Source organism: Reyranella sp. (genome assembly GCF_044224635.1).
GTDB lineage: Bacteria > Pseudomonadota > Alphaproteobacteria > Reyranellales > Reyranellaceae > Reyranella.
In genome coordinates, this window is record NZ_JBGAKA010000038.1 from 1 (window position 1) to 23453 (window position 23453).

General features: G+C 66.1%; 23 protein-coding genes. 14 read left to right on the forward strand and 9 right to left on the reverse strand.

The genetic code is table 11. The features are described 5' to 3' along the window. Positions 1-194: 194 nt before the first annotated feature. Entirely contained in the window at positions 195-1184 is a 990-nt protein-coding gene (locus ACILR9_RS26775) for a Bug family tripartite tricarboxylate transporter substrate binding protein (protein ID WP_395713032.1), read from the reverse strand. 190 nt (positions 1185-1374) lie between these two features. Then, the gene (locus ACILR9_RS26780) at positions 1375-2568 is read right to left on the reverse strand and encodes a CaiB/BaiF CoA transferase family protein (RefSeq protein ID WP_395713033.1); all 1194 of its coding nucleotides are present in this window, start codon (positions 2566-2568) and stop codon (positions 1375-1377) included. Between the two features lie 152 nt (positions 2569-2720). Here ACILR9_RS26780 and ACILR9_RS26785 point away from each other — a divergent pair, with 152 nt between their 5' ends. Both ACILR9_RS26785 and ACILR9_RS26790 read left to right on the forward strand, forming a co-directional pair. Next, positions 2721-3023 carry a hypothetical protein gene (locus ACILR9_RS26785; protein WP_395713034.1) on the forward strand — a complete coding sequence of 101 codons (303 nt, stop codon included), beginning with the start codon at positions 2721-2723 and terminating at the stop codon, positions 3021-3023. 131 nt (positions 3024-3154) lie between these two features. After that, a complete protein-coding gene (locus tag ACILR9_RS26790; protein WP_395713035.1) occupies positions 3155-3493 on the forward strand; it encodes a hypothetical protein in 339 nt (112 codons plus the stop codon). A gap of 136 nt (positions 3494-3629) precedes the next feature. On the opposite strand, the gene ACILR9_RS26795 is transcribed toward ACILR9_RS26790, so the two are convergent. Both ACILR9_RS26795 and ACILR9_RS26800 read right to left on the reverse strand, forming a co-directional pair. After that, positions 3630-4091: a type II toxin-antitoxin system VapC family toxin gene (locus ACILR9_RS26795; RefSeq protein ID WP_395713036.1), complete on the reverse strand. Its 462-nt coding sequence runs from the start codon at positions 4089-4091 to the stop codon at positions 3630-3632. After that, a complete protein-coding gene (locus ACILR9_RS26800; RefSeq protein WP_395713037.1) occupies positions 4088-4336 on the reverse strand; it encodes a type II toxin-antitoxin system Phd/YefM family antitoxin in 249 nt (82 codons plus the stop codon). Before ACILR9_RS26800 ends, ACILR9_RS26795 begins: the two co-directional genes overlap by 4 nt. Before the next feature lie 491 nt (positions 4337-4827). On the opposite strand from ACILR9_RS26800, the gene leuA reads away from it, so the two are divergent. From leuA to ACILR9_RS26820, 4 genes are all read left to right on the forward strand, one after another. Beyond that, positions 4828-6522, forward strand: coding sequence for a 2-isopropylmalate synthase (gene leuA / locus ACILR9_RS26805; RefSeq protein ID WP_395713038.1), 1695 nt, complete (start codon positions 4828-4830; stop codon positions 6520-6522). 78 nt (positions 6523-6600) lie between these two features. Further along, a complete protein-coding gene (locus ACILR9_RS26810) occupies positions 6601-6852 on the forward strand; it encodes a hypothetical protein (protein ID WP_395713039.1) in 252 nt (83 codons plus the stop codon). 232 nt (positions 6853-7084) lie between these two features. Next, positions 7085-8491 (forward strand): TldD/PmbA family protein, encoded by a 1407-nt coding sequence (locus ACILR9_RS26815; protein WP_395713040.1) that lies wholly within the window; start codon positions 7085-7087, stop codon positions 8489-8491. Positions 8492-8504: 13 nt separating this feature from the next. Continuing rightward, positions 8505-9704, forward strand: a complete 1200-nt coding sequence (locus ACILR9_RS26820; protein ID WP_395713041.1) for a lytic murein transglycosylase — start codon at positions 8505-8507, stop codon at positions 9702-9704. Between the two features lie 138 nt (positions 9705-9842). On the opposite strand, the gene ACILR9_RS26825 is transcribed toward ACILR9_RS26820, so the two are convergent. Continuing rightward, on the reverse strand, positions 9843-10781 hold the full coding sequence (locus tag ACILR9_RS26825) for a diacylglycerol/lipid kinase family protein (protein WP_395713042.1): 939 nt from the start codon (positions 10779-10781) through the stop codon (positions 9843-9845). Positions 10782-10888: 107 nt separating this feature from the next. Here ACILR9_RS26825 and ACILR9_RS26830 point away from each other — a divergent pair, with 107 nt between their 5' ends. Then, positions 10889-12133 (forward strand): glycosyltransferase, encoded by a 1245-nt coding sequence (locus tag ACILR9_RS26830; RefSeq protein ID WP_395713043.1) that lies wholly within the window; start codon positions 10889-10891, stop codon positions 12131-12133. A 75-nt stretch (positions 12134-12208) separates the two neighbouring features. Further along, complete coding sequence (locus tag ACILR9_RS26835; protein WP_395713044.1) at positions 12209-12589, forward strand: VOC family protein; 381 nt, start codon at positions 12209-12211, stop codon at positions 12587-12589. A gap of 120 nt (positions 12590-12709) precedes the next feature. Here ACILR9_RS26835 and ACILR9_RS26840 read toward each other — a convergent pair whose 3' ends face one another. The 3 genes from ACILR9_RS26840 to xseA form a co-directional block, all read right to left on the reverse strand. Then, a complete protein-coding gene (locus ACILR9_RS26840; RefSeq protein ID WP_395713045.1) occupies positions 12710-13144 on the reverse strand; it encodes a hypothetical protein in 435 nt (144 codons plus the stop codon). A gap of 11 nt (positions 13145-13155) precedes the next feature. Then, positions 13156-13884, reverse strand: a complete 729-nt coding sequence (locus ACILR9_RS26845) for a ribonuclease activity regulator RraA (RefSeq protein ID WP_395713046.1) — start codon at positions 13882-13884, stop codon at positions 13156-13158. Positions 13885-14090: 206 nt separating this feature from the next. Next, positions 14091-15602: an exodeoxyribonuclease VII large subunit gene (xseA, locus tag ACILR9_RS26850; RefSeq protein ID WP_395713047.1), complete on the reverse strand. Its 1512-nt coding sequence runs from the start codon at positions 15600-15602 to the stop codon at positions 14091-14093. A 234-nt stretch (positions 15603-15836) separates the two neighbouring features. On the opposite strand from xseA, the gene purD reads away from it, so the two are divergent. From purD to ACILR9_RS26880, 6 genes are all read left to right on the forward strand, one after another. Beyond that, positions 15837-17114 carry a phosphoribosylamine--glycine ligase gene (purD, locus tag ACILR9_RS26855; RefSeq protein WP_395713048.1) on the forward strand — a complete coding sequence of 426 codons (1278 nt, stop codon included), beginning with the start codon at positions 15837-15839 and terminating at the stop codon, positions 17112-17114. Between the two features lie 32 nt (positions 17115-17146). Continuing rightward, a complete protein-coding gene (locus tag ACILR9_RS26860; RefSeq protein ID WP_395713049.1) occupies positions 17147-18274 on the forward strand; it encodes an MBL fold metallo-hydrolase in 1128 nt (375 codons plus the stop codon). A gap of 166 nt (positions 18275-18440) precedes the next feature. Next, entirely contained in the window at positions 18441-19487 is a 1047-nt protein-coding gene (queA, locus tag ACILR9_RS26865; RefSeq protein WP_395713050.1) for a tRNA preQ1(34) S-adenosylmethionine ribosyltransferase-isomerase QueA, read from the forward strand. Further along, complete coding sequence (tgt, locus tag ACILR9_RS26870; protein ID WP_395713051.1) at positions 19484-20608, forward strand: tRNA guanosine(34) transglycosylase Tgt; 1125 nt, start codon at positions 19484-19486, stop codon at positions 20606-20608. The genes queA and tgt overlap by 4 nt, the downstream gene beginning before the upstream one ends. 13 nt (positions 20609-20621) lie before the next feature. Then, the gene (gene pncA, locus ACILR9_RS26875; protein ID WP_395713052.1) at positions 20622-21230 is read left to right on the forward strand and encodes a bifunctional nicotinamidase/pyrazinamidase; all 609 of its coding nucleotides are present in this window, start codon (positions 20622-20624) and stop codon (positions 21228-21230) included. A gap of 292 nt (positions 21231-21522) precedes the next feature. Then, entirely contained in the window at positions 21523-21813 is a 291-nt protein-coding gene (locus ACILR9_RS26880; RefSeq protein WP_395713053.1) for a putative toxin-antitoxin system toxin component, PIN family, read from the forward strand. Positions 21814-22217: 404 nt separating this feature from the next. Here ACILR9_RS26880 and pcaF read toward each other — a convergent pair whose 3' ends face one another. Then, a complete protein-coding gene (gene pcaF / locus ACILR9_RS26885; protein WP_395713054.1) occupies positions 22218-23420 on the reverse strand; it encodes a 3-oxoadipyl-CoA thiolase in 1203 nt (400 codons plus the stop codon). Positions 23421-23453 lie beyond the last annotated feature (33 nt).

A 23453-nucleotide genomic window follows, 5' to 3' on the forward strand; every position in this document is an offset into this window, starting at 1 on the left:
GTGTTGTAGCCGACCCTTCGAGACGCGGCCTACGGCCGCTCCTCAGGGTGAGGTCTCCTTTGATGCTTCAACCAAAGAAGATCACGCTCTAGGTACATGATGACTTGCCAGTTTAGGGTCTACCGGACCGAGAGTGTCTCGCTCATGCTCATGAGCGAGACACTCGCGGTCCGGAAAAGTAATGAGGCCGCCGCCTACTGCGGCTCGAGGTTGAGGCCCTTGACCAGCTCGATCCAGATCGGTCCCTCCTCGGCGACGATCTTCTCGAAGAACACGTGATCCCTCGCGGCATTGTCGATGCCGAAGGTCGTCAGAATCTTCTGGATGCGCTCGGTCTTGCCGATCTCGACCATCATGTCCGAGAGCTTCTGCACGATCTCCTTCGGCATGCCCGCGGGCCCGACCAGCCCGATCCAGCCCTGGACCTGGAAGGCCCGGTCAGTGACGCCCTGCTCCCAGAACGTCGCGACGTCGGGCAGCTTCTTCATGCGGGTCTTGGTCGGCACGGCGATCGGACGGCCATTACCCGACTGCAGCACGCCGCTCGCGGCGGCAACGCTGCCGCTGCCGCCCTGCACAGCGCCCGAGCTAACGTCCTGCCACATCGGCGCCTCGCCGCGATAGTGCACGGCTTCCATGGTGAGCTTGAAGTGGCGGTTCAGCGCCTCGACCGCGACATGGCTGTAGGAACCGGCGCCGTAGGTGCCGAGACTGGTCTTGTTGGCCCGCGCATAGGCGTCGAGCTCCGCCAGGTTCTTCACCGGCAGCTTGGCGTTGACGATCAGCGGCAGGTGGCCGGCATCCATCCACGAGATCAGCACGAAATCCTTGTCAGGATCGTAGGGCAGCTTCTTGAACAGCACCTTGTTCATGATCATGGTGGTCGAGATGGTCCACATCAGCGTGTGGCCGTCCGGGGTCGCGCTCTTCACCTGCTCGGCGGCGATGGCGCCGCTCGCGCCTGCCTTGTTCTCGACGTAGACCGGCTGCCCGGTCATCTGGGCGATGCCCTCGCCGTAGGCGCGAGCAAAAATATCGGTGAGCCCGCCGGCCGGATAGCCGCAAATAATCTTGATGGGCTTGTTCGGCCAGGACTGGGCTATGGCCGGAGCGGCCAACAGGCCGACGGAAGCAGCGGCGGAACCAAAACGAAGCACCTCGCGCCGCGTCGCACGCACGATCATCAACATCCTCCCTGCGGCGCAACGGGCCACCCCGCCCGACGGTCTTGGCCGTCATTGCTCGCGCCAGACGCCACCATGGCGTCGATTGCGCCGATGGTAAACCCCATGACTTTGTTCAAGTCATGACAGGCAGAGTTTGTCCGCGTGTCGGAAAGAACTCATGGCCATGAGTCTGGCGAACGGATGTGCCCTAGGCGGTCTTGGTCGCGCCCGACTTCAGCATGGCGTCGACTTCCCCCTCGCTGTAGCCCGCCTCGCGCAGCACCTCGACGCTGTGCTCGCCGAGCCTGGGCTGCAGGCGCGAGATCTCGGGCTTGGTCTTGCTGAAGCGCGGCGGGATGTCGGGCATGCGCAGCCGGCCTTCGGTCGGATGCTCGACCTCGTGCCAGAAGCCGGTGGCCTGCAGCTGCGGGTCGACGAACAGATCCTCGAGCGTGTTGACCGGGCCGTGCGGGACGTTCGAGTTCTTGAGCAGCTCGACCCATTCCGCGTTGGTCCGCGTGGCACAGATTTCCGCCAGGGTGGCGTAGTAGTACTCGACGTTCTTCAGCCGGTTGGCGAGCGAGGTGAAGCGCGGGTCCTTGCCGAGATCCTCCCGCCCGATCAGGCCGCAGAATTCCTTCCAATGGCCGTCGGTATAGGGCAGCAGCGCAAAGTGGCCGTCCTTGGACGGATAGGGCCGGCGTTCCTTGTTGAGCACGCGCTTGTAGCCAGCGGATTCGAGCGCCGGCCGGAAGGTCTCGCCGTAGAGATGCTCGACCATGACGAACGAGACCAGGGTCTCGAACATCGGCACCTCGACCGCCTGGCCCTTGCCGGTGCGCTCGCGCGCGAACAGCGCCGCGAGCAGGGCCGACACCACGCCATTGGAGCTGGTCTTGTCGGCGACGATGGTCGGCAGGAAGCGCGGCTGTCCGGCGACCACGGTCTGCAGCGCCGCCAGGCCGGAGCCCGCCTGGATGATGTCGTCATAGGCAGCCTTGGGACCCATCGGCCCGGCCGAGCGATAGCCATAAGTCGCCAGATAGACCAGCCGCGGATTGATCTTCTCGAAGGCTTCGTACTCGACACCCAGGCGCTTGGCAGGCTCGGGACGATAATTGTGCATCAGCACGTCGGCGGTCTCGGCGAGCTTGAACAATGCCTTGCGGCCGGCCTCCTGCTTGAGATCGAGCACGATCGAGCGCTTCGACCGATTGCAGCCGAGATAGAACGCGGCCATGCCGGGATTGCGCGCCGGACCGAGCTGACGCGTCGTGTCGCCCTCGGGCGGCTCGATCTTGATCACATCGGCCCCGAGATCACCCAGTTGCTGCGCCGCCCATGGCCCCAGCACCACCGTCGTGCAATCCAGAATCCTGACGCCGGCCAACGGACCCGCCATCGATGCCTCCTCCCCATCCTTTCAGTTCGACTACCACAACTTGGTCACCGGGGGCAGGAAACATGGCGCGTTAGACTCTCCAAAGCTGCAACGAGGCAATGCAACGCCGATCCGTATCGCCTCGTTCTTGCAGCACGTGTGGAGGGTCAGCGATGCTCGGAAACGCGAAATCAGGACGGACTGCCAATTGGTGGAAGGTCTCGGTGGCCATCCTCTCGGGCTTGGCTGCGCTGTCGATCGCGGGCGGCGCGCAGGCGGACAATTGGAAGAAGCACCGTCACCATCACCATCATCATTACTATGACCGGGACTACGTGGTCGTGAAGCCGCGCTACCGGGCGCCGCGCACGGTTTACGTCGTGCCGGAGCCGGTCATGGTCTATCCGCAGCCCTACTCCTACGGACCGGCCTATCCACCGAGCGTCAACTTCAATTTCAGCCTCCCCATGCGATAGGCGCGGTCACAGCTTGGCCACGGGCTGCCTTGCAGGATCGGCCCATGGTTCCACCAAGTCGTCACAATTGGACTCGTACCCCCTCCGTTGGGACGAAAAGCAGAAGTCCTTGTTGTCAGGAGGAGGCTGCAATGCGTTTGGTGGATTGGCGGACCATCCTGGTCGCTGCGATTGCCGGAGCCGGCGTCATGATCTCGACGGCCGGCGCCCAGGCGCACGATGACGATCGCTGGGAACGCCGTCACCACTACAAGGACAAGCACGATCACTGGCGGCACCACGATCGGCCGCCGCGCGTCGTCTACGAGCGTGCCCCCCGGGTCGTCTACGAACGCGCGCCGCAGGTGGTCTATGAGCGTCAGCCTGTCGTGGTCGCGCCACCCCCGGTCTACCTGGCGCCGATGGCTCCCACCTACGGGCCGCCGGCCGATCCGAGCCTGAACTTGAACTTCAACATCCCCCTGCGCTGAAACAGGCTCTGAAAGATTTTGGCTGGCGACCGGCCCGCCACGTCAGTCCCTGAGGGGGCACCGAGCTTACGCCGTTTTTCGCGGTGAGCGCCTGTAGCAGCCGCAACTTCGACTCCATGATCCGAAGAGGAAACTGTCATGCCGGGCCTCCTTCGGCAGCAGCCTCGTCAGGCGACAACACGGCGACACCGAACGGCAGGAAATGCTTCGTGTTGCGGGTGACAATGACGAGTTCATGCGCTGCGGCGATGCCAGCGATCACGGCATCGGCCATGCCGGGATCATGGCCGGCCGCGAGCGCCTTCGCTTCCAATCGCCCGCCGATCGCGGCAGCCTGCGCGTCGAAGCCAATGATCTTGTCATCGTATGTGGAGACGAGACCACTGAGCCATGCTTTCAAGCTCGCGGCCTTCGCCGTTGCCCCCTTGTGGTCGAGGAGCGCGATCCCCTTCTCGATCTCATGAATGGAGACAACCGACAGGAATAACCGGCCGTCGCCGTCCCTGCGGTCCAGCCAAGTGAGGAAGGCGTCGGATGCTTCCGCCTTCGATGGCGCGAGCATGGAGACGACGTTGGTGTCGAGAAGAAAGCCGCTCAAAGCTCGACAGCCCGCGATGGCCTGCGATTACGCGGGAACTCTCCGCCTGGGAACGTTCTGAGATAGCTGACAAGGCCCGGCCGTTTGCGTTCGAGCGCCTTGCGGGCAATCTCCGCCGCCTCGACCGAAACCAAAGCCGCGACGGGTTTGCCATGACGGGTGATGGTCACGATCTCTCCTTTGATGGCCTCGTCAACAAGGCTGGAAAACCCAGCCTTGGCGTCTCTGAGGTTGATGGTCGGCATGTCGCGCGCCCTCCATATGTAGACATACGTGACTACAAGTAATTGGCTGTGGCGCGGACTTCAATGCCGATTTTCACTCCCTGAGGCGTCAGCCTTCGGGGCCGAACAGTTAATCGAACAGGTCGCCGAACCATTGCTCGAGCACCTCGATCTCGGCCTGCGTGACCGGAACGGGATGGGGCCAGTCGTCGGTGACAGTCATGATACGGTCCGGCTGGCGCATGGCCGCGATGCCTCCTGCTGGTTGTTTCTGGGAACTGCCAGGACAAGCAAACCATCCGGCGGGTTGACTCCTGCCCGCGGGGCCGTATTGTGACCCCGATGCTGCGACTGACGACGCTTCGACTTATTGGCTGATCCGCCGGCCCTCCCGGGCCCCTGCGGATCGCTTGTCGTTCGTCATTCCATACCCACCAGTCGCCGCCACATTTCTTTTCTATCGCAGTGTTCGTCCCGAGCCATACGGCCGTGCGCGGCGCGAGGAGCCAGTCATGTCACCCCAGAAACCGATGATGCCGAACGCGGGCGAGAAGTACGTTGCCTTCAAGCCCGTTCCCCTCGCCGGCCGACAATGGCCGTCCAAGGTCATCACCAAGCCGCCGATCTGGTGCGCGGTCGACCTCCGGGACGGCAACCAGGCCCTGGTCGAGCCGATGGACTCCGACCGCAAGACCCGCATGTTCAGCCTGCTGTGCAACATGGGCTTCAAGGAGATCGAGGTCGGCTTCCCGGCGGCGTCGGAGACCGATTTCGACTTCGTGCGCGAGCTGATCGACAACAGGATGATCCCGGACGACGTCACCATCCAGGTCCTGACGCAGAGCCGGCCCGAGTTGATCGAGCGCACCTTCGAAGCCTGCCGCGGCGCCAAGCGCGCCATCGTCCATCTCTACAATTCGACCTCGACCTTGCAGCGCCGCGTGGTGTTCGGCCTCGACTATGACGGCATCATCGACATCGCCGTTTCCGGCGCCAGGCTGGTCAAGCAGCTGGCCGACGCCGATCCCAACACCGAATGGGTCTACGAGTATTCTCCGGAGAGCTTCACCGGCACCGAGCTCGAGTTCGCACGCGATATCTGCGCCGCGGTCGGCGACGTCTACCAGCCGACGCCGCAGAAGAAGATGATCGTCAACCTGCCGGCGACGGTCGAGATGGCCTCGGCCAACGTCTATGCCGACCAGATCGAATGGTGCCATCGCAACTTCAAGTACCGCGATTCGATCATCCTGAGCCTGCATCCGCACAACGACCGCGGCACCGGTGTCGCAGCGGCCGAGTTGGGCTACATGGCCGGCGCCGATCGCATCGAGGGCTGCCTGTTCGGCAACGGCGAGCGCACCGGCAACGTCGATCTCGTCACTCTGGGCCTCAACATGTACACCCAGGGCGTCGATCCCGAGATCGACTTCTCCAACATCAACGAGATCCGCCAGACGGTCGAATACTGCAACCAGCTGCCGGTGCACCCACGCCATCCCTACGGCGGCGACCTGGTGTTTACCGCCTTCTCCGGATCGCACCAGGACGCCATCAACAAGGGCTTCAAGGCCCTCCAGACGTCGAACAGCAAGATGTGGGAGGTGCCCTACCTGCCGATCGATCCGGCCGATCTCGGGCGCACCTACGAGGCCATCATCCGCATCAACAGCCAGTCGGGCAAAGGTGGCATCGCCTACATCCTGAAGAGCGACTACGGCATCGACATGCCACGCCTCCTCCAGGTCGAGTTCTCCAAGACCATCCAGCAGATTGCCGACGAGACCGGCAAGGAGATCCTGCCGGCGCTGATCTGGGACACATTCCGTCGCGAATATCTCGAGAACAGGACGCCGGTCGATTTCGTCAGCCACACGACGGTGCCGGAACCCGGGCATCCGGATATCCGGCTTCTCGATGCGCGGGTAAGCTTCCACGGCAAGGAGCAGACGATCAGCGGCCGCGGCAACGGCCCGATCGCCGGCTACGTCGATGCCCTTGCCAGGAACTGCGGCGTCGGCATCAAGGTGCGCGACTATCATCAGCATGCCACAGGCGCGGGCTCCGACGCCCAGGCGGTGAGTTTCATCGAGGCTGAAACCAGTGACGGCCGGGCCATGTGGGGCGTCGGCATGGATTCGAACATCGTCACCGCGTCGCTCAAGGCGGTGACGTGTGCCGCGAATCGGGCGATCACGGCGAAATAGCGGTATCGTGTGCCGAAGGCGTTCACTACCATTCTGTGCGGGGCGCTGCGCCCCGCACATTCTAGTGGAGTGCCTCACATGCCCCGCATCATGCCCAAGTCGCCGGTCGGATACCTGTTCATCGGCGTGGTCGTCGGCGCCGTGCTCGGCGCCTGCGCCGCCGGTGCCAATCAGCCCAACATGCAGGCCGCGCTTGGCTCGCTCCAGGCGGCCCGTCAGGAGCTGATCCAGGCCAGGCCGAACAAGGGTGGCTACCGCGAGCGCGCCATCAATTTCGTCGACGCCGCCATCGCCGAGACCAGGTCCGGCATCGCCTACGCCGGGAATTGATTCTCATTGCCTCCCCAGCTCCGCTGAGGAGGAGAATGAGATCAGAGATTCCCCTCCCTGCGCGAAGCGCGGGGAGGTGCCCCGTCATACGGGGCGGAGGGGTCATGAGCAGCGGGACTGAGGCTCATGACCCCTCCGTCGCGTATGACGCGACACCTCCCCAGCGAAGCTGGGGAGGAGAATGAGATGAGCACCTCGACGACCGTGCCCGTCAGCGCGTAGAACGGCCGTCATGGCCAAAGCGAAGAGTTCCTCCCCCAAGAAGTCCCGCCCGAAGAAGAGCGGCCCGAAGAAGAGCGAGTCGAGCGCTCCCGACGCGAACCTTCTGGGCGATCTCATGAAATGGGCGAAGGCGGCCGGCGCCGACGCGGCCGATGCGCTCTATGTCAACGGCGAATCGATCTCGGTCGCCCAGCGCATGGGTGCGCGCGAGAAGCTCGAAAGCAGCGAAGGTCGCGATCTGGGATTGCGCGTGTTCGTCGGCCAGCGCCAGGCTTTCGTGTCCTCGACCGACTTCGCACCGGCGTCGCTGCGCATCCTGGCCCAGCGCGCCGTCGACATGGCGCGTGCGGTTCCCGAGGACCCGGTCTGCGGCATCGCTCCGGAAGAGCTCCTGGCGACAAAATGGCCGGACCTCGACCTTTACGAAAAGAAGCGCCCCACGACGAAGTCATTGCTCGCGCTCGCCGCCGAAGCGGAGGACGCGGCGCGCTCCGTACGGGGCGTCACCAACTCGGAAGGCGCCGAGGCAAGCTGGGGGCGCACGTCGTTCGTGCTGGCCGCCAGCAACGGCTTCTCCGGCGCCTACCGACGCAGCGGCTACAGCCTGTCCTGCGCGGTTCTCGCGGGAGAAGGCACGGCGATGGAGCGTGACTACGAATGGTCGAGCGCCATTCATTTCGACGACCTGATGGCCGCCGCCAGGATCGGCCGCAATGCCGGCAAGTTCGCCGTCCGCCGTCTCAATCCGCGCAAGGCGCAGAGCGCCCGCGTGCCGGTCGTCTACGACCGACGCGTCTCGAGCGGCCTGATCGGCCATCTGGCAGGCGCCATCAACGGCCGCGCGGTGGCGCGCGGCACGTCATTCCTCAAAGACAAGATGGGGGCCAAGGTCTTCGCCGACGGCATTCGCATTCTCGACAATCCCCTGCGCAAGCGCGGCCTGGGAAGCCGGCCTTTCGATGCCGAGGGCCTGTCGACCCGGCGCTACGCGGTGATCGACGATGGGGTGCTCACCACGTGGCTGCTCGACCTCGCCGCGGCGCGCCAGCTCGGGCTGAAGCCGACCGGCCATGCTGCACGCGGCACCTCGGGGCCGCCTTCGCCGACGACGTCGAACTTCTACCTCGAGAATGGCGAGGCGACCGTCGACGAACTGATCTCGGACATCAAGAGCGGTCTTTTCATCACCGACATGATCGGCTTCGGCGTGAACGGCGTGACTGGCGATTACAGCCGCGGCGCGTCGGGCTTCTGGATCGAGAAGGGCAAGCTCGCCTGGCCGGTGAGCGGGATCACGGTGGCGGGCAACCTGAAGGGCATGTTCCTCAACATGACGCCCGCCAACGACCTGCAGTTCAAGGGCTCGACCAACGCACCGACCGTGAGAATCGAGGGAATGACCGTCGCCGGGTCGTGATAGACTCGCTGCCATGACCCCTCTTTGGAAAATCGCGCTCCTGGCCGCAACGACGGCCCTCTTCGCCGGGCCGGCCGTCGCGCAAAGCGACTTCCAGTCGTGCCTGCAGACCATCAAGGCCGAGGCGCTCCGCCAGGGAGTGCCTGCCAATCTGATCGACCGCGCCTTCCAGGGCCTGACTCCGGATCAGAAGATCATCGATCTCGATTCGCGCCAGCCCGAATTCTCGCAGACCTATGCCAAGTATGTCGGCAGCTCGGTGTCCGCCGACCGCATCGCCAAGGGCCAGCAGCGGATGGCGCAGAACCGCGCCTTGCTCGACGCCATCCAGGCCGAGTACGGCGTGCCGCCACAATACATCATGGCGTTCTGGGGCCTCGAAACCAACTACGGCGGCTTCATGGGCGATTTCCAGGTCGTGCGCTCGGTGGCGACGCTCGCCTGCATGACCAAGCGCCGCGACTTCTTCAGCAACGAGACCGTGCAGGCGCTGCGTATCCTCGCCCTCAATCACATGACCCGCGACCAGATGCGCGGCTCGTGGGCCGGCGCCATGGGCAACATGCAGTTCATGCCCTCGACTTTCATGAAATGGGGCGTCGACCGGGACGGCAACGGCCGCATCGATCTGTGGACCAGCCTGCCGGACTCCTTCGCCTCGGCGGCGAATTATCTGCGCGGCGTCGGCTTCAGGCCGGGCCTGCCGTCGAGCGAGGAGGTGGTGCTGCCGCAGGGCTTCCCGTTCGACCAGGCGGACTCGACGATCGAGAAGCCGGTGCGGGCGTGGGCGGCCATGGGCGTCAAGAAAGCGGGCGGCGCGCCGCTGCCCAATGTCGACGAGCCGTCGTCGATCATCCTGCCGGCGGGCTGGCGCGGCCCTGCCTTCATCCTCTATCCGAATTTCAAGGCGGTGATGAACTGGAACCGTTCGACGCTCTATGCGCTGGCGGTCGGCATCCTGGCCCGCCAGATCGCCGGCGGCCCGGCGGTCATGCAGGCCCCCCCGGCCGACGACGAGCCGCTGTCGCGCGACTCCATCGTCGACATGCAGTCCCGCCTTGCCAGGCTCGGCTTCTACACCGACGAAGCCGACGGACTCGCCGGCCCCAAGACCCGCTCGGCGGTTCGCCTCTTCCAGAAACAGGTCGGCCTTCCCGCCGACGGCCACCCGACGCCCGACGTGGTGCGCCGCCTGCAGCAGACGGTGCGCTGAGCAGCGGCGCTCATTCTCTTCCGGACCATGGCTCGAATCCCTCCTCCGTAAGACGGGGGAGGATTGGAGATGTGTCCACTCCGCAGATGAGCGCCACGGAGTGGCGCGCTCCCGGCGCAGGAGGAACGCGCTCCCAGCCTACGACGGATGGAGCAGCCGCACAGACCCGGCAGCGAGGCCGATCGACACGGGCAGCGTGAGGGCGTCGTCGCCATCGATCTGTACCGGCTGGCGGCGGGTCTCGCCGGCATCGCTCAGCACGGCAATGCGGACCTCTCGGCCGGTGACCACGCGGTATCCGCCGGTATGCGGCAGGCGGCCCAGCAGCAACGCCAATCCGAAACACAGAGTCTGGGCGCGGCCCCAGCGCTCGAACAGGCAGACATGCAGCAGCGGCTTGGCGAGCGCGGCAGCCGGAGCTATCATGAACGAACCGGCATAATGCCGGCTGCGGGTCACGATCACCGAGGCTGCCTCGTGACGCACGCCATCGATGTCAACCGCATAACGCACCGGCCGATAGCGCCACGCCTCGATCAGCGATTGCCAGACGTAGGCGGCGCGGCCCCAGCGCCGCTTGAGTCCGGTGCTGACGCCCGCGACCACCTTGGCATCGAAGCCGGCGCCCGCCATCAGGAAGAAGCAGCGCGGCGGCTGCGAACCGCTGGCAGCCTGGCCGGCCTGCACCGGAACGGTGCGGCCGGAGACCATGGTCCGGGCGAGGGCGGCAGCTGAGAAATCGAGCCCAAGCTCGTGCGCCAGGACGTTGGCCGTGCCGAGCGGCACGATGCCGAGGGCTGGCCCAACGGCCGATCCGTCGGCGCCCCGTCGGGCGAGGCCGTTCACGACCTCGTTGATCGTCCCGTCGCCTCCGGCCACGGCAATGACGGCGTAGCGACGGGTATCGCAGGTTTCGGCCAGGTGCCTGGCATCGCCAGCCGCCTTGGTTTCGACGACGTCGACCGTCCAGCCCTCGTCGCGGATCTCACCCACCACAGCGTCGACCAGCCCGCGGCGGCGCCGGCCCGCCGTCGGGTTGACGATGAACAGCATTGCCTTGGGTGCAGGAAATGTCATCGAGCTGCCACAACCGGTTCATGGCGACGCAACGGCTGACATACACAATTCAAAGCGTTTCGTGCAATCGCGCACGACAGATTTTGTATCGGTCGCCTTTTATCCACATGACCGTGATCGAACGCCATCAACCGGCCCGCCATCGCGCCATCTTCCTGTCGGACATCCATCTTGGCACGCGCGGTTGCCAGGCCGAGCTGCTGCTCGATTTCCTGAAGAGGAACGAGAGCGAGTACCTGTACCTGGTCGGCGACATCGTCGACGGCTGGCGCCTGAAGCGCTGGTGGTACTGGCCGCAGGCCCACAACGACGTCGTGCAGAAGATCATGCGCAAGGCGCGCAAGGGCACGACCGTCATCTACGTTCCCGGCAATCACGACGAGGCGGCACGGCAATACTGCCAGCTGACCTTCGGCGAGGTGCGCGTCGAGGAGGAGGCGATCCATGTCACGCCCGGGGGGCGCAAGCTCCTGGTGATTCACGGCGATCAGTTCGACGGCATCGTGCGCTATGCGCGCTGGCTCGCGATACTCGGCGATTGGGCCTACACGATGGCGCTGCGCCTCAATACCCTCTTCAATTGGGGACGCCAGCGCCTCGGCCTGTCGTACTGGTTGCTGCCAGAGTACGTGCACGCGCGCATCCGCCCGCCCGTCTCGTGGAGCTACGCCTTCGTGCGGCGCTTTCATGCGCCTTCCGCCGCCGTCCTCGTGGTGGCTCAATCGATCCGCGACGAGCTGGCCGAGCGCGGCTTCAAGAAGCTGGTGCCGTGGTCGCGCGGCGTCGACATCGCAGCATTCCGGCCATGCCCTCATCGCAACATCGAGGAGACGCGGCCGATCTGGCTCTATGCCGGACGCGTCGCGATCGAGAAGAACATCCAGGCCTTCCTCGACCTCGACCTGCCCGGCACCAAATGGGTGGTGGGCGGCGGCCCGCAACTGGGGAAGCTGCGGCGGCGCTATGCCAAGGCGCGCTTCTTCGGCTCGGTCGATACCGAGAAATTGTCGGCGCGCTATGCCGAGGCTGATTGCTTCGTGTTTCCCAGCCGGACCGACACGTTCGGCCTGGTCATGGTGGAAGCGCTGGCGTCGGGCGTGCCGGTTGCCGGCTATCCCGTGCCCGGACCGCTCGACGTGATCACCGATCCCAAGGTCGGCGCGCTCGATGACGATCTCCGCTCGGCCTGCCTGGCCGCCGTCGGACGCGACCCGTCCGACTGCCGCCGCCACGCCGAGACCTTCACCTGGGCAAGTTGTGCCCAGCAGTTCCTCGCGACCCTGCAGCCCATTCCGCGCGGGACCTGGCAACCCCTGAAGCGCCGCGTCCTGCCCGACGCGGCGGCGTCATGAACGTTGAACCGGTCGTGAATGTTGAACCGATGGCCCGGGTTCCTATTTTGCTGGAGTGAAGCCAGCGGAGGCCCCATGCCAGCCCTCAACCACCTGATCATTCCGGCGAAGGACAAGGACGCGTCGGCCACCTTCCTGGCCGACATCCTGGGTGTCGAGGCGGGTCCGCAATGGGGTCCCTTCCGCCCGGTGCAGACCAGCAACGGGGTGACGCTGGATTTCGTTGATTCACAGGACGTGCGCACCTCGCACTACGCCTTCCTGGTCGAGGACCAGGAATTCGACACGGCGTTCGCCAAGATCAAGGCCGCCGGAATCAGCTACTACGCCGATCCCCACAAGCACGAGCCCGGCAAGATCAATCACCATTGGGGCGGCCGTGGCGTCTACTTCGACGACCCGGACGGCCACCTCATGGAACTCATCACCAAGCCCTACGGTGCCTTGCCGGCGTAAGGCGGCGAAAAGGAAAGGTCCCTCCGGGATCTCAAACGAAGTGCAACATCTTGCTAGAAGGGTGTTGTCATGGGCAACAGCATCGTTGTCATCCCGAGCACAGCGAGGAACCTTTGTTCATCAACCAGGCGGCGTGATGCGGCTTCCCGCCAGCACGCCGGCACGGCCTGCCCCGACGCCGGTCTCGCGAATCGTGCAGGCTTGAGCGCCGGCCGGCATCTCGACATCGACATAGCGGATGTCGCCCGCCGCCAGCGTGATCGATGACGGGTTCGCCGAATCGGTCGTGATGCATCGCATGGCGTGCCAGCCGGGGCTGAGCGCGATGCGCATCCAGCTCTTCGGCGCCAGCTGACCAACCACCATTGCCCCCGCCATCACGTTGACGGCACTGCCGCTGGCGGCCGGATTGTAGAAGTAGACGGCCGCCATGCCGGCAGGCGGCGGGCCGAATTGCCGATCGATCGCATCCTGATTGGGCGATGCCGTGGTGACTTGGCCGGATGCGCAGCCTGCCACCACCAGCGCGAGAACGCCCATCGTCATCCAGCGCACGACGCGGCCCTTCAGCCGGCGGCCGGCTCGCCGGCCTTGATCCAGGCTTCGTAGAGCGCCTTCGTCTCGTCGTTCGGCGGATAGGTTCCCGAAATCGGAATCCCCTGGCTGATCCGGATGGCGACGAACTTTTCCAGCCGCTCCTGCTCGAATGAGTCGCGCGCCACCTCGTCGGCGATATGGCGCGGCACGACGATGGCGCCATCCTCGTCGGCCACGATGATATCGCCGGGGTAGACCGGAACACCGCAGATTCCCACCGGTGTCTGGGTCTCGACCGGATGCAGCCGGGTCATGCTGGGCGGTGCCGCGGCTGCGGTGCAGTAGACCGGAAAATCCATCTTGCCGATCACCGGCGTGTCGCGCATGGCGCCGTCGCTCAGCACGCCGGCAACGCCGCGCACCTTGAGACGCAGAGCCAGGATGTCCCCCAGCGTGCCGGCGGCGGTGTTGCCCTCGGTGCCGATGACCAGGACATGGCCGGCCGGCGTTCCTTCGATCGCCTCGCGCTGGGCGCTCGGCGGATCGCTGGGCTTCGGCGGCTGGTCGAGGTCCTCGCGTCCCGGAATATAGCGCAATGTGAAAGCCGGCCCGACCATGCGCGCGGCGCCTGGATTGACCGGCCGCACGCCGTTGATGGCGCTGTTGCGGAAGCCGCGCTTCAGCATCTGCATCGATACCGTGGCGGTGCTGGCATACGTGAAGTTCTTGATCGTGTCCGTCGACAGAGGCGTGGTCATGATGTTTCCCCGAGATGCGCGACCCTATCCGGCCGCGTGGCGCGATTCCAGTTGGGACGCTTGATTTGCGAAAGCGATATTCTGTCATCCTGAGCGTAGCGAAGGATCTCATCTTCACTCGCGGCAGACGACACTGCGACAACTGGCGATGAGATCCTTCGCTGCGCTCAGGATGACATCGGGGTCTTCGCGACCGAATCCTCAGGTCACAGCAACGAGCCCTGCTCGCCACCGCCGCCACGACGACGGGGCGCAGGCGCTGGGCGCGGGGCGGCGCTGGCGCCATCGGTCACGCGCGCGCCGATGCGGCCATCGGCGAAATCGATGGCGAGCGTGTCGCCGGCCCTGAGATCGGCGGCGGCCAGCACGGGATGACCGTCCTGATCACGCACCAGCGTGAAGCCGCGCGCGAGGACGGAGCGGAACGAATAGCTTTCGAGCAGCTTGCCTGCCTGCTCGACCCGTCGCTGGCGATCTTCCAGGAACTCAGCGGTGCAACGCTGCAGGCGGTCGGCGAGCTGATCGACCCGATCGGCCGTGCGTTCGATCTTCTGGCGCGCCTCACCGAGGTAGCGCTTCATCGCGCTGTCGAGCATGCGCGATTCGCTCGTGAAGGCTTGCTGCTTGGCAAGCAGCACGGCAACCGGGCTCACCAGCCGCGCCGCCGCCAGCGCATGGGCGCGGCGCTCGACGAGCTGACGGATGGCAAGCGCCAGGCGTTCGCCGCGCTCGTCGAGGCGCTGCTGACGCTCCTCGATCAGCCGACGCGGATCGCCCAGGCCGCGCGCCAGCCCGGCAAGCTCGACGCCGCGTTCGCGCAACAGGCGGCTCACCCCGCCGACCAGGCGCTTGGCGTAGTCGAGCGTCTCCGCCACCAGGTCGGCACGCACCGGCACCGCCATCTCCGCCGCCGCGGTCGGCGTCGGCGCCCGCCGGTCGGAAGCGAGGTCGATCAGGGTGGTGTCGGTCTCGTGACCGACGGCCGAGATCAGCGGAATGGTCGATGCGGCAGCGGCGCGCACGACGGCCTCTTCGTTGAAGGCCCACAGATCCTCCAGGCTGCCGCCGCCACGCGCCACGATCAGCACGTCGGGTCGCGGAACGGGCCCGTCCACGGGCAGGCGGTTGAAGCCATTGATCGCGGCCGCGACCTCGCCCGCCGCCTTGTCGCCCTGCACGGCGACCGGCCAGACCAGCACCCGGCGCGGAAAGCGTTCAGCCAGGCGATGCAGGATGTCGCGGATCACCGCGCCACTGGGCGAGGTCACGACGCCGATGACCTCGGGCAGGTACGGCAGCGGTCGCTTGCGCTCGGCATCGAACAACCCCTCGGCCTGGAGCTCGCGCCGCCGGTCCTCGAGCAGCTTCAGCAATGCTCCGGCGCCGGCCAGCTCGACGCGATCGACGATGATCTGGTAGCGCGACGAGCCGGCATAGGTCGTCAGCCGGCCGGTGGCGATGACCTCCAGGCCTTCCTCGACCCTGACCCCGAGGCGCGGGATCGTCGCCTTCCAGCAGACGGCGTCGAGCACGGCGTTCTCGTCCTTGAGCCGGAAGTAGCAATGGCCCGATCGCGGGAACGACGGCTGGCTGATCTCGCCGCGCACGCGCACGCGCGGGAACGCCGTCTCGATCTCCCGCCGCAGCGCGAAGGAGAGCTCCGAGACGGTGAATTCCGGGACGTTGCTGACGACCTGTTCGGATGCCGTTGCTTCCATGGGCTGAAGCTATACCGGCGCATCGAGCCCGGTAAGCGGGCGCCTGTGGGTCGCTGCCGGCTTATCCACCATGGCCGAAAACTCCGCTTTGCACCCGAATCGTTTCATGGTTAGGGCCTGTAACGAGACAAGTGGTCCAGTTGTGTCGACGCCTGTTTTGTTACAGGCCTTGTCGTCGCACGGCACCTGTCGGGATATCTGAAATTCAGCCATAGATTTCAAGAGGTTGGGGTCATGCGGGTGTTGGTCGTAGGAGGTGGCGGCCGGGAGCACGCGCTGTGCTGGGCGATCGCCGCCTCGCCGCTTTGCAGCAAGCTCATTTGCGCACCCGGCAATGCCGGCATTGCCCGGGTCGCCGAATGCATCGACGTGGCGGCCGATGATCTGGCGGGCCAGGTGGCGCTTGCGCGCAGTCAGAAGATCGACTTCGTCGTCGTCGGACCCGAGGTGCCTCTGGTCGCCGGCCTCGCCGACCGTCTGACTGAGGCCGGCATCAAGGTGTTCGGCCCGTCGGCCCAAGCCGCCCGGATCGAAGGCTCCAAGGGCTTCTCCAAGGACCTGTTTCGCCGGGCCGGCATCCCGACCGGCGCCTACGAACGCTTCACCGACGTCGGCAAGGCCGTCGATTACATCGAGGCCTGCGGCGCACCCATCGTCGTCAAGGCGGATGGCCTGGCGGCCGGCAAGGGCGTTGTCGTGGCCGAGACGGTCAACCAGGCGATCATCGCGGTCCGCGACATGCTGTCGGGCAACCGCTTCGGAATCGCCGGCGCTTCGGTGGTGATCGAGGAGTTCCTGGTCGGCCAGGAGGCCAGCTTCTTCGCCTTGTCCGACGGCGAGCATGCCCTGCCCTTGATCGGCGCCCAGGACCACAAGCGCGCCTTCGATGGCGACAAGGGGCCGAACACCGGCGGCATGGGCGCCTATTCGCCGGCGCCGATCTTCGATGCGGCCATGCAGAAGCGCACCATGGACGAGATCATCCTGCCGACGGTGCGCGCCCTGGCCGAGGCCGGCACGCCATTCAAGGGCGTCCTCTATGCCGGGCTGATGATCACCGACCAGGGGCCGAAGATCTTCGAGTACAATTGCCGCTTCGGCGATCCGGAATGCCAAGTGCTGATGCCGCGCCTGAAATCGGACATCCTGCCGGCCCTGATCGCAACGGCCGACGGCAACCTGCGTCACTTCGACCTGCGCTGGTCGGACGAGACGGCCCTGACCGTGGTGATGGCGGCGAAGGGCTACCCGGATGCCTATCAGAAGGGCAGCGAGATTCGCGGCCTGGAAGCGGCGAGCCGGATCGAAGGCGTCGAGATCTTCCATGCCGGGACCAAAGCAGACGGCAATCGTGTGCTGGCCAACGGCGGCCGAGTGCTCAACGTGACGGCCGTCGGGCGGACCGTCGAGGTCGCGCGCGACCGGGCCTATCGCGCCATCGACCTGATCGACTGGCCGGAGGGGTTCTGCCGTCGTGATATCGCATGGCGGGCCCTCGGTTCGCAGCCGTGACACTGGCGGGCATCTGTGGCTAGGGTGGTCTCATGCCCGATTCACCCGATTTCGCCCAGCGCCTGCTGGCACAACTGCGTTTCCCCTGCGGCGACGTGCCGGAACCCGGCACGGTCAAGAACGTCGCCCCCGGCATCTACTGGTTGCGCATGCCGCTGCCCTTCCAGCTCAATCACATCAATCTGTGGCTGATCGAGGATCACGACGGCTGGATCATCGTCGACACCGGCATCAACATGCCGCAGACGCGCGAGCTGTGGGAACGGATCTTCGCGGCGGACCTCGGCGGCAAGCCGGTGGTCCACGTGATCGCCACCCACATGCATCCCGACCATGTCGGCATGGCGGGCTGGCTGTGCGAGCGCTGGGGTGCCCAGCTCTGGATGACGCTCGGCGAGTACATGAGCGCGGTCGCCGCCCGCAACGACTTCATCGAGAACGAGGACGTGCGTGCCGCGCATCTGGCGCGCAACGGCGTGCCGGCCGACAAGATTGCCCTGTTCCACCGCCACAAGGGCGGCTACGCCAAGGGCGTGGGGCCGCTGCCGACCTCGTTCCAGCGCCTGATCCACGCCCATCCCATCACGCTCGGCGGCCATCGCTGGGACGTCATCGTGGGCCGCGGCCATGCGCCCGAGCATGCCTCGCTATGGTGCCCCGAGCTCAACGTGCTGATCGCCGGTGACCAGGTGCTGCCCAAGATCAGCACCAATGTCGGCGTGTGGCCCAACGAACCGCGCGCGGATGCGCTCACCTGGTTCCTCGACGGCTTCTCGCGTTTCCGCCGCCTGCCGGCCAACGCCCTGATCCTGCCCTCGCACGGCTTCCCCTTCATCGGTCTGCACACCAGGCTCGATCAGCTGGTGGCCCATCACGACGCCCGCATGAACGACATGGCCAACGCCATCGCCCAGCGCGGCGCCGAGGGCGCGACCAGCTGGGACATGGTGCCGGTCCTGTTCCCCCGCCATCTCGATAACAACCAGGTCGTGTTCGCGTTCGCCGAGACCCTGGCGCACCTGCATTGCCTGGAGACGCGGGCGCGCGTGAAGCGTGAGGTCGTGTCCGGCGTCCATCGCTTCGTCAGCCTGGTCGATCCCGGCATGGACCCGCCGCCCGACGATTCGGACGCAGAGGTGATGGATATCGGCCAGACCTGATTCAAGACCTCCTCCCCAACGAAGTTGGGGAGGTGTCGCCGTCTTACGGCGACGGAGGGGTCATGAGTCTCAGTCGCGATGCTCATGACCCCTCCGTCCGCGATTACGCGGACACCTCCCCAGCAGAGCTGGGGAGGAGCATGAGACGAGCGCAGCACCATTCCCCATGCGAGTCGACCTGTTCGATTTTGCGCTGCCCGGCGAGCTGATCGCGCAGCGCCCTGTCCAGCCGCGCGATTCCGCGCGACTGCTCGACGTGGCGCCGGACGGATTGCACGATCGCAGCATGCGCGACCTGCCAGCTCTCCTGCGCCGCGGCGACCTGCTGGTGTTCAACGACACCAAGGTGATCCCGGCGCGCTTGCAGGGCGTACGGCCGGGGTCCAGCGGACGCCGGGATGTCGCCATCGAGGCCTTGCTGATCCGCGATCTGGGGCATGGCCGCTGGCTCTGCTTCGCCCGACCAACCAAGCGCCTCCGGCCCGGCGATCGACTCACTTTCGCCGAAGCTCTTGCCGCCACGGTCGACACCAAGAACGCCGACGGCTCGCTGGTGCTCGCCTTCGAAACCACCGGCGCCGCCTTTCTCGCAGCCCTTGGACGCGCCGGCGCGGTGCCACTGCCGCCCTATATCCGATCGGGCATCGCCGATGCGCAGGACCGCGCCGACTACCAGACTCTGTTCGCCCGGCGCGATGGCTCGGTGGCAGCGCCCACGGCCGGCCTGCATTTCACGCCGGCGCTGATGGCCGCGCTTGAACAGGCCGGCATCGCCACGGCTGGCGTGACCCTGCATGTCGGCGCCGGGACCTTCCAGCCGGTGCGGGTCGACGACACCGACGCCCATGCCATGCATGCCGAATGGGGCGAGGTCCCGGACGAGACCGCCCGCGCCATCGACCGCACGCGCGCCGCGGGCGGCCGGATCGTGTCTATCGGCACGACCGCGTTGCGCCTGCTCGAGACGGTCGCGCGCACGCACGACGGCGCCATCGTCCGCTGGGCCGGCGAGACCGACATCTTCATCGTGCCCGGTTTTCGCTTCCGCGCCGTCGATCTGCTGCTGACCAATTTCCACCTGCCGCGCTCCACCCTGTTCATGCTGGTGGCGGCCTTCGCCGGACTTGAGCGCATGAAGGCGGCCTATGGGCACGCCATCGAGCGGCGCTACCGCTTCTATTCCTACGGCGATTGTTGTCTGTTGCACCGATGAGCCTCTCGTTCGATTTGCTGGCACAGCATGGCCTCGCGCGGCGCGGCCGCATCGGCACGGCCCACGGCACGGTTGAGACGCCCGCCTTCATGCCGATCGGCACCGCCGGCACGGTCAAGGCGATGATGCCCCAATCGGTCGCCGAGACCGGCGCCGAGATGATCCTCGGCAACACCTACCATCTGATGCTGCGGCCCGGCGCCGAGCGCGTGGCGACGCTGGGGGGGCTGCACAAGTTCATGAACTGGCCGCGCCCCATCCTGACCGATTCGGGCGGCTTCCAGGTAATGTCGCTCAAGGAGCTGCGCAAGCTCGACGACGACGGCGTCACCTTCCGGTCGCCAATCGACGGCACGCAGCACCGCCTGACGCCAGAGCGCTCGATCGAGATCCAGAAGCTGCTCGACGCCAACGTCACCATGTCGTTCGACGAGTGCACGAGCTGGCCGGTCGAGGAACCCGAGGCCGCGGCGTCGATGCGGCTGTCGATGAAGTGGGCCGAGCGCGGCAAGCGGGCGTTCAGCGTGCGGCCGGGCTACGGCCTGTTCGGCATCGTGCAGGGCAGCGTCTTCCCGGCGTTGCGCATGGAAAGCGCCGCGGCGCTGACGGACGTCGGCTTCGACGGCTATGCGGTCGGCGGACTGGCGGTCGGCGAAGGCCAGGAGACCATGTTCTCCGTGCTCGACATCATCGTGCCGATGCTGCCGGCCGACCGGCCGCGCTACCTGATGGGCGTGGGCCGGCCGGCCGACATCGTCGGCGCCGTGCGACGCGGCATCGACATGTTCGACTGCGTGCTACCGACACGCGGCGGCCGCACCGCGCAGGCTTTCACCCGGCGCGGCGAGCTCAACCTGCGCAACGCCCGCCATCGCGACGACCCACGGCCGATCGACGAACACTGCGCCTGCCCGGCCTGCCGCCATCACAGCCGCGCCTATCTGCACCACCTGATTCGCGCCGAGGAGATCCTCGGCGCCATGCTGCTCACCTGGCACAACCTGCATTACTATCAGGACCTGATGCGCGGCTTGCGCGGCGCCATCGACTCAGGCCGACTCGACGACTGGTCGGCGGCGTTCGAGGAAGAGCAGCGCCGCGGCGATATCGCGCCCCTATGATGGAGCCGGCAGGATGCCGAACGAAGCCCTGATCGTCATCGACATGCAGAACGACTTCTGCGAAGGCGGCACGCTCGCCGTTCCCGGCGGGAACGCGATCGTGCCGCTGGTCAATCGGCTGATCGAGCGCCACGACCACGTGATCCTGACGCAGGACTGGCATCCGCCAGGGCATGCCTCGTTCGCCAGCGCCTGGCCCGGCGCCAGCCCGTTCAGCGCGCGCGATTTTCCCTACGGCCCGCAGACCTTGTGGCCCGACCATTGCGTTCAGGACACGCCGGGCGCCGCGTTCCACCCGGACCTGCAGATTGGCAAGGCGCAAATGGTCGTGCGCAAGGGCTTTCATCGCGGCATCGATTCCTATTCGGCATTCCGCGAGAACGACCGCGTCACGCGCACCGGGCTCGATGGTTATCTCAAGGAGCGCGGCTTCACGCGCCTGGTGATGTGCGGCTTGGCGCTCGACTACTGCGTCGCCTGGTCGGCGCTCGACGCCCGCCAGGCCGGCTTCGCGGTCGCCGTCGTCCAACCCGCCACCGCCGCCATCGACCTCGACGGCAGCAAGGCCCGCATGCTGGCCGAGATGCAGCAGGCCGGCGTCACGCTCGACGACGCGCCGTAGTCTCTCTCATTCTCCTCCCTACGCGTTGCGTGGGGAGGTGTCCGCGTAACCGCGGACGGAGGGGTCATGAGCAACGCGACCGAGGCTCATGACCCCTCCGTCGGCGAAGACGCCGACACCTCCCCAGCAAGGCTGGGGAGGAGAATGAGGAAGGCGCCACCGGAGTGGGCGCCGCATCCCAGCGAAGAGTTTGCCAAACACGTTCCAGCGCCAGCGCGATGCCCTGGCCGACGCCGATGCACATGGCCTTCCAAAGAATCTCGATTGGTGGCAAAATTGATATCAAATCTTGATGTTAGTCGTAGTTGATACCAATGTCTTCGTTGGTGCCTGTCTCGGGGCTGGCGCTTGCAGTGCCATCATCGCTAAATGCCTCGATGGCACATGCATCCCGCTCATGGGAGCTGCGCTACTCGCCGAGTATGAGGATGTGCTCGCGCGATCGGTGTTGTTTCGGCGCTCTCGTCTTTCCGCCTCCGAGCGGTCCGAACTGTTCGACATCTTCACCGGGCGATGCGAATGGACGCGCATCTACTCTGGTTGGAGGCCGAACTTGCGGGACGAAGGGACAATCATCTCGTAGAGCTTGCAGTGGCCGGAGGTGCCAGTCACATCATCACTCGAAATGTGCGCCATGTGGCAAGAATGGAACTACGGTTTCCCCACCTGTCCGTTGTCACCCCCGAGGGATTTCTCAAGGAACAAATCAAATGAGTGCTCTCACGCTGCGTTTGCCGAATGACAAGCATGCTCGCTTGAGGTCGTTGGCGCGCCGTCGCGGCACGAGCGTCAATCGCCTCATGGAGGAGATGGCAACCGTCATGATCGCGGAAGCCGACGCCGAGACCCGTTTCGCTGCCAGGGCGGCGCGCGGAAGGGGCAAGACCGCCCGCGGCCTTGCCCTGTTGCGCAAAGCCGCTTTGAAGAGGTGAGGATCGCGAGCGTGTATCCTTCGCGCGCTCGGCGACTAATCGGTTTACCGGCGCCTCACACCCGCTCCAGCGCCAGGGCGATGCCCTGGCCGACGCCGATGCACATGGTGCAGAGCGCGCGCTTGCCGCCGGTCGCCTCGAGCTGGTTGAGCGCGGTGATCATCAGCCGGCCGCCCGAGGCGCCGAGCGGATGGCCGATGGCGATGGCGCCGCCGTTCGGGTTGACGTTGTCGGCATCGTCGGCGAGGCCGAGCTGGCGCAGCACCGCCAGCGCCTGGGCGGCGAACGCCTCGTTGAGCTCGATCGTGTCGAAGTCGCGCACCGTGAGGCCGAGCTTGCCGAGAAGCTTCTGGGTCGCCGGCACCGGGCCGATACCCATGACGCGCGGCGGCACGCCGGCCGACACGGCACCCAGGATGCGCGCACGCGGCGTCAGCCCATTGGCCTTGGCGGCGGCTTCCGAGGCGATGATCATGGCGCAGGCGGCGTCGTTCAGGCCCGACGAGTTGCCCGCCGTCACCGAGCCGCCCTCGCGGAAGGCGGCCGGAAGCTTGGCCAGGATCTCCATCGTCGTGTCGCCGCGCGGATGCTCGTCCTTGGCGACGATCGCTTCGGTCTTGCCCTTCTTGACGCAGACCTCGACGATCTCCTTGTCGAAGAAGCCGCGCTCCTGCGCCGCCTTGCAGCGCCGCTGGCTGCGGTAGGCGAAGGCATCCTGGTCGGTGCGGCTGATCTGGTGCTCGCCAGCGACGTTCTCGGCGGTCTGGCCCATGGGGTCGACGCCGTAGGCTGCCTTCAGGCGCGGGTTGATGAAGCGCCAGCCCAGCACCGTGTCCTCGAGCTTCATCGAGCGATCGAACGCGCCCTCGGGCTTGCCCATGACGTAGGGCGAGCGCGTCATGCCTTCGACGCCACCGGCGATCATCATGTCGGCCTCGCCGAGCTTGACCGCGCGCGCCGCGTGACCGGCGGCTTCCAGCCCCGAGCCGCACAGCCGATTGACCGTGGCGCCAGCGACCTCGACGGGAAGTCCGGCCAGCAGGCCAGCCATGCGCGCGACATTGCGGTTGTCCTCGCCGGCCTGGTTGACGCAACCATAGATCACGTCATCGACCGAGCCCCAATCGACACCTGCATTGCGTTTCATCAGCGCCTTGATGGGATGGGCGGCAAGATCGTCCACGCGCATGGCGGCAAGCCCGCCATTGTAGCGGCCGACCGGCGTGCGAATGGCATCGCAGATGAAGGCTTCGGTCATGTTGGATACTCCCGACTCAGTCGATCTGCCGGG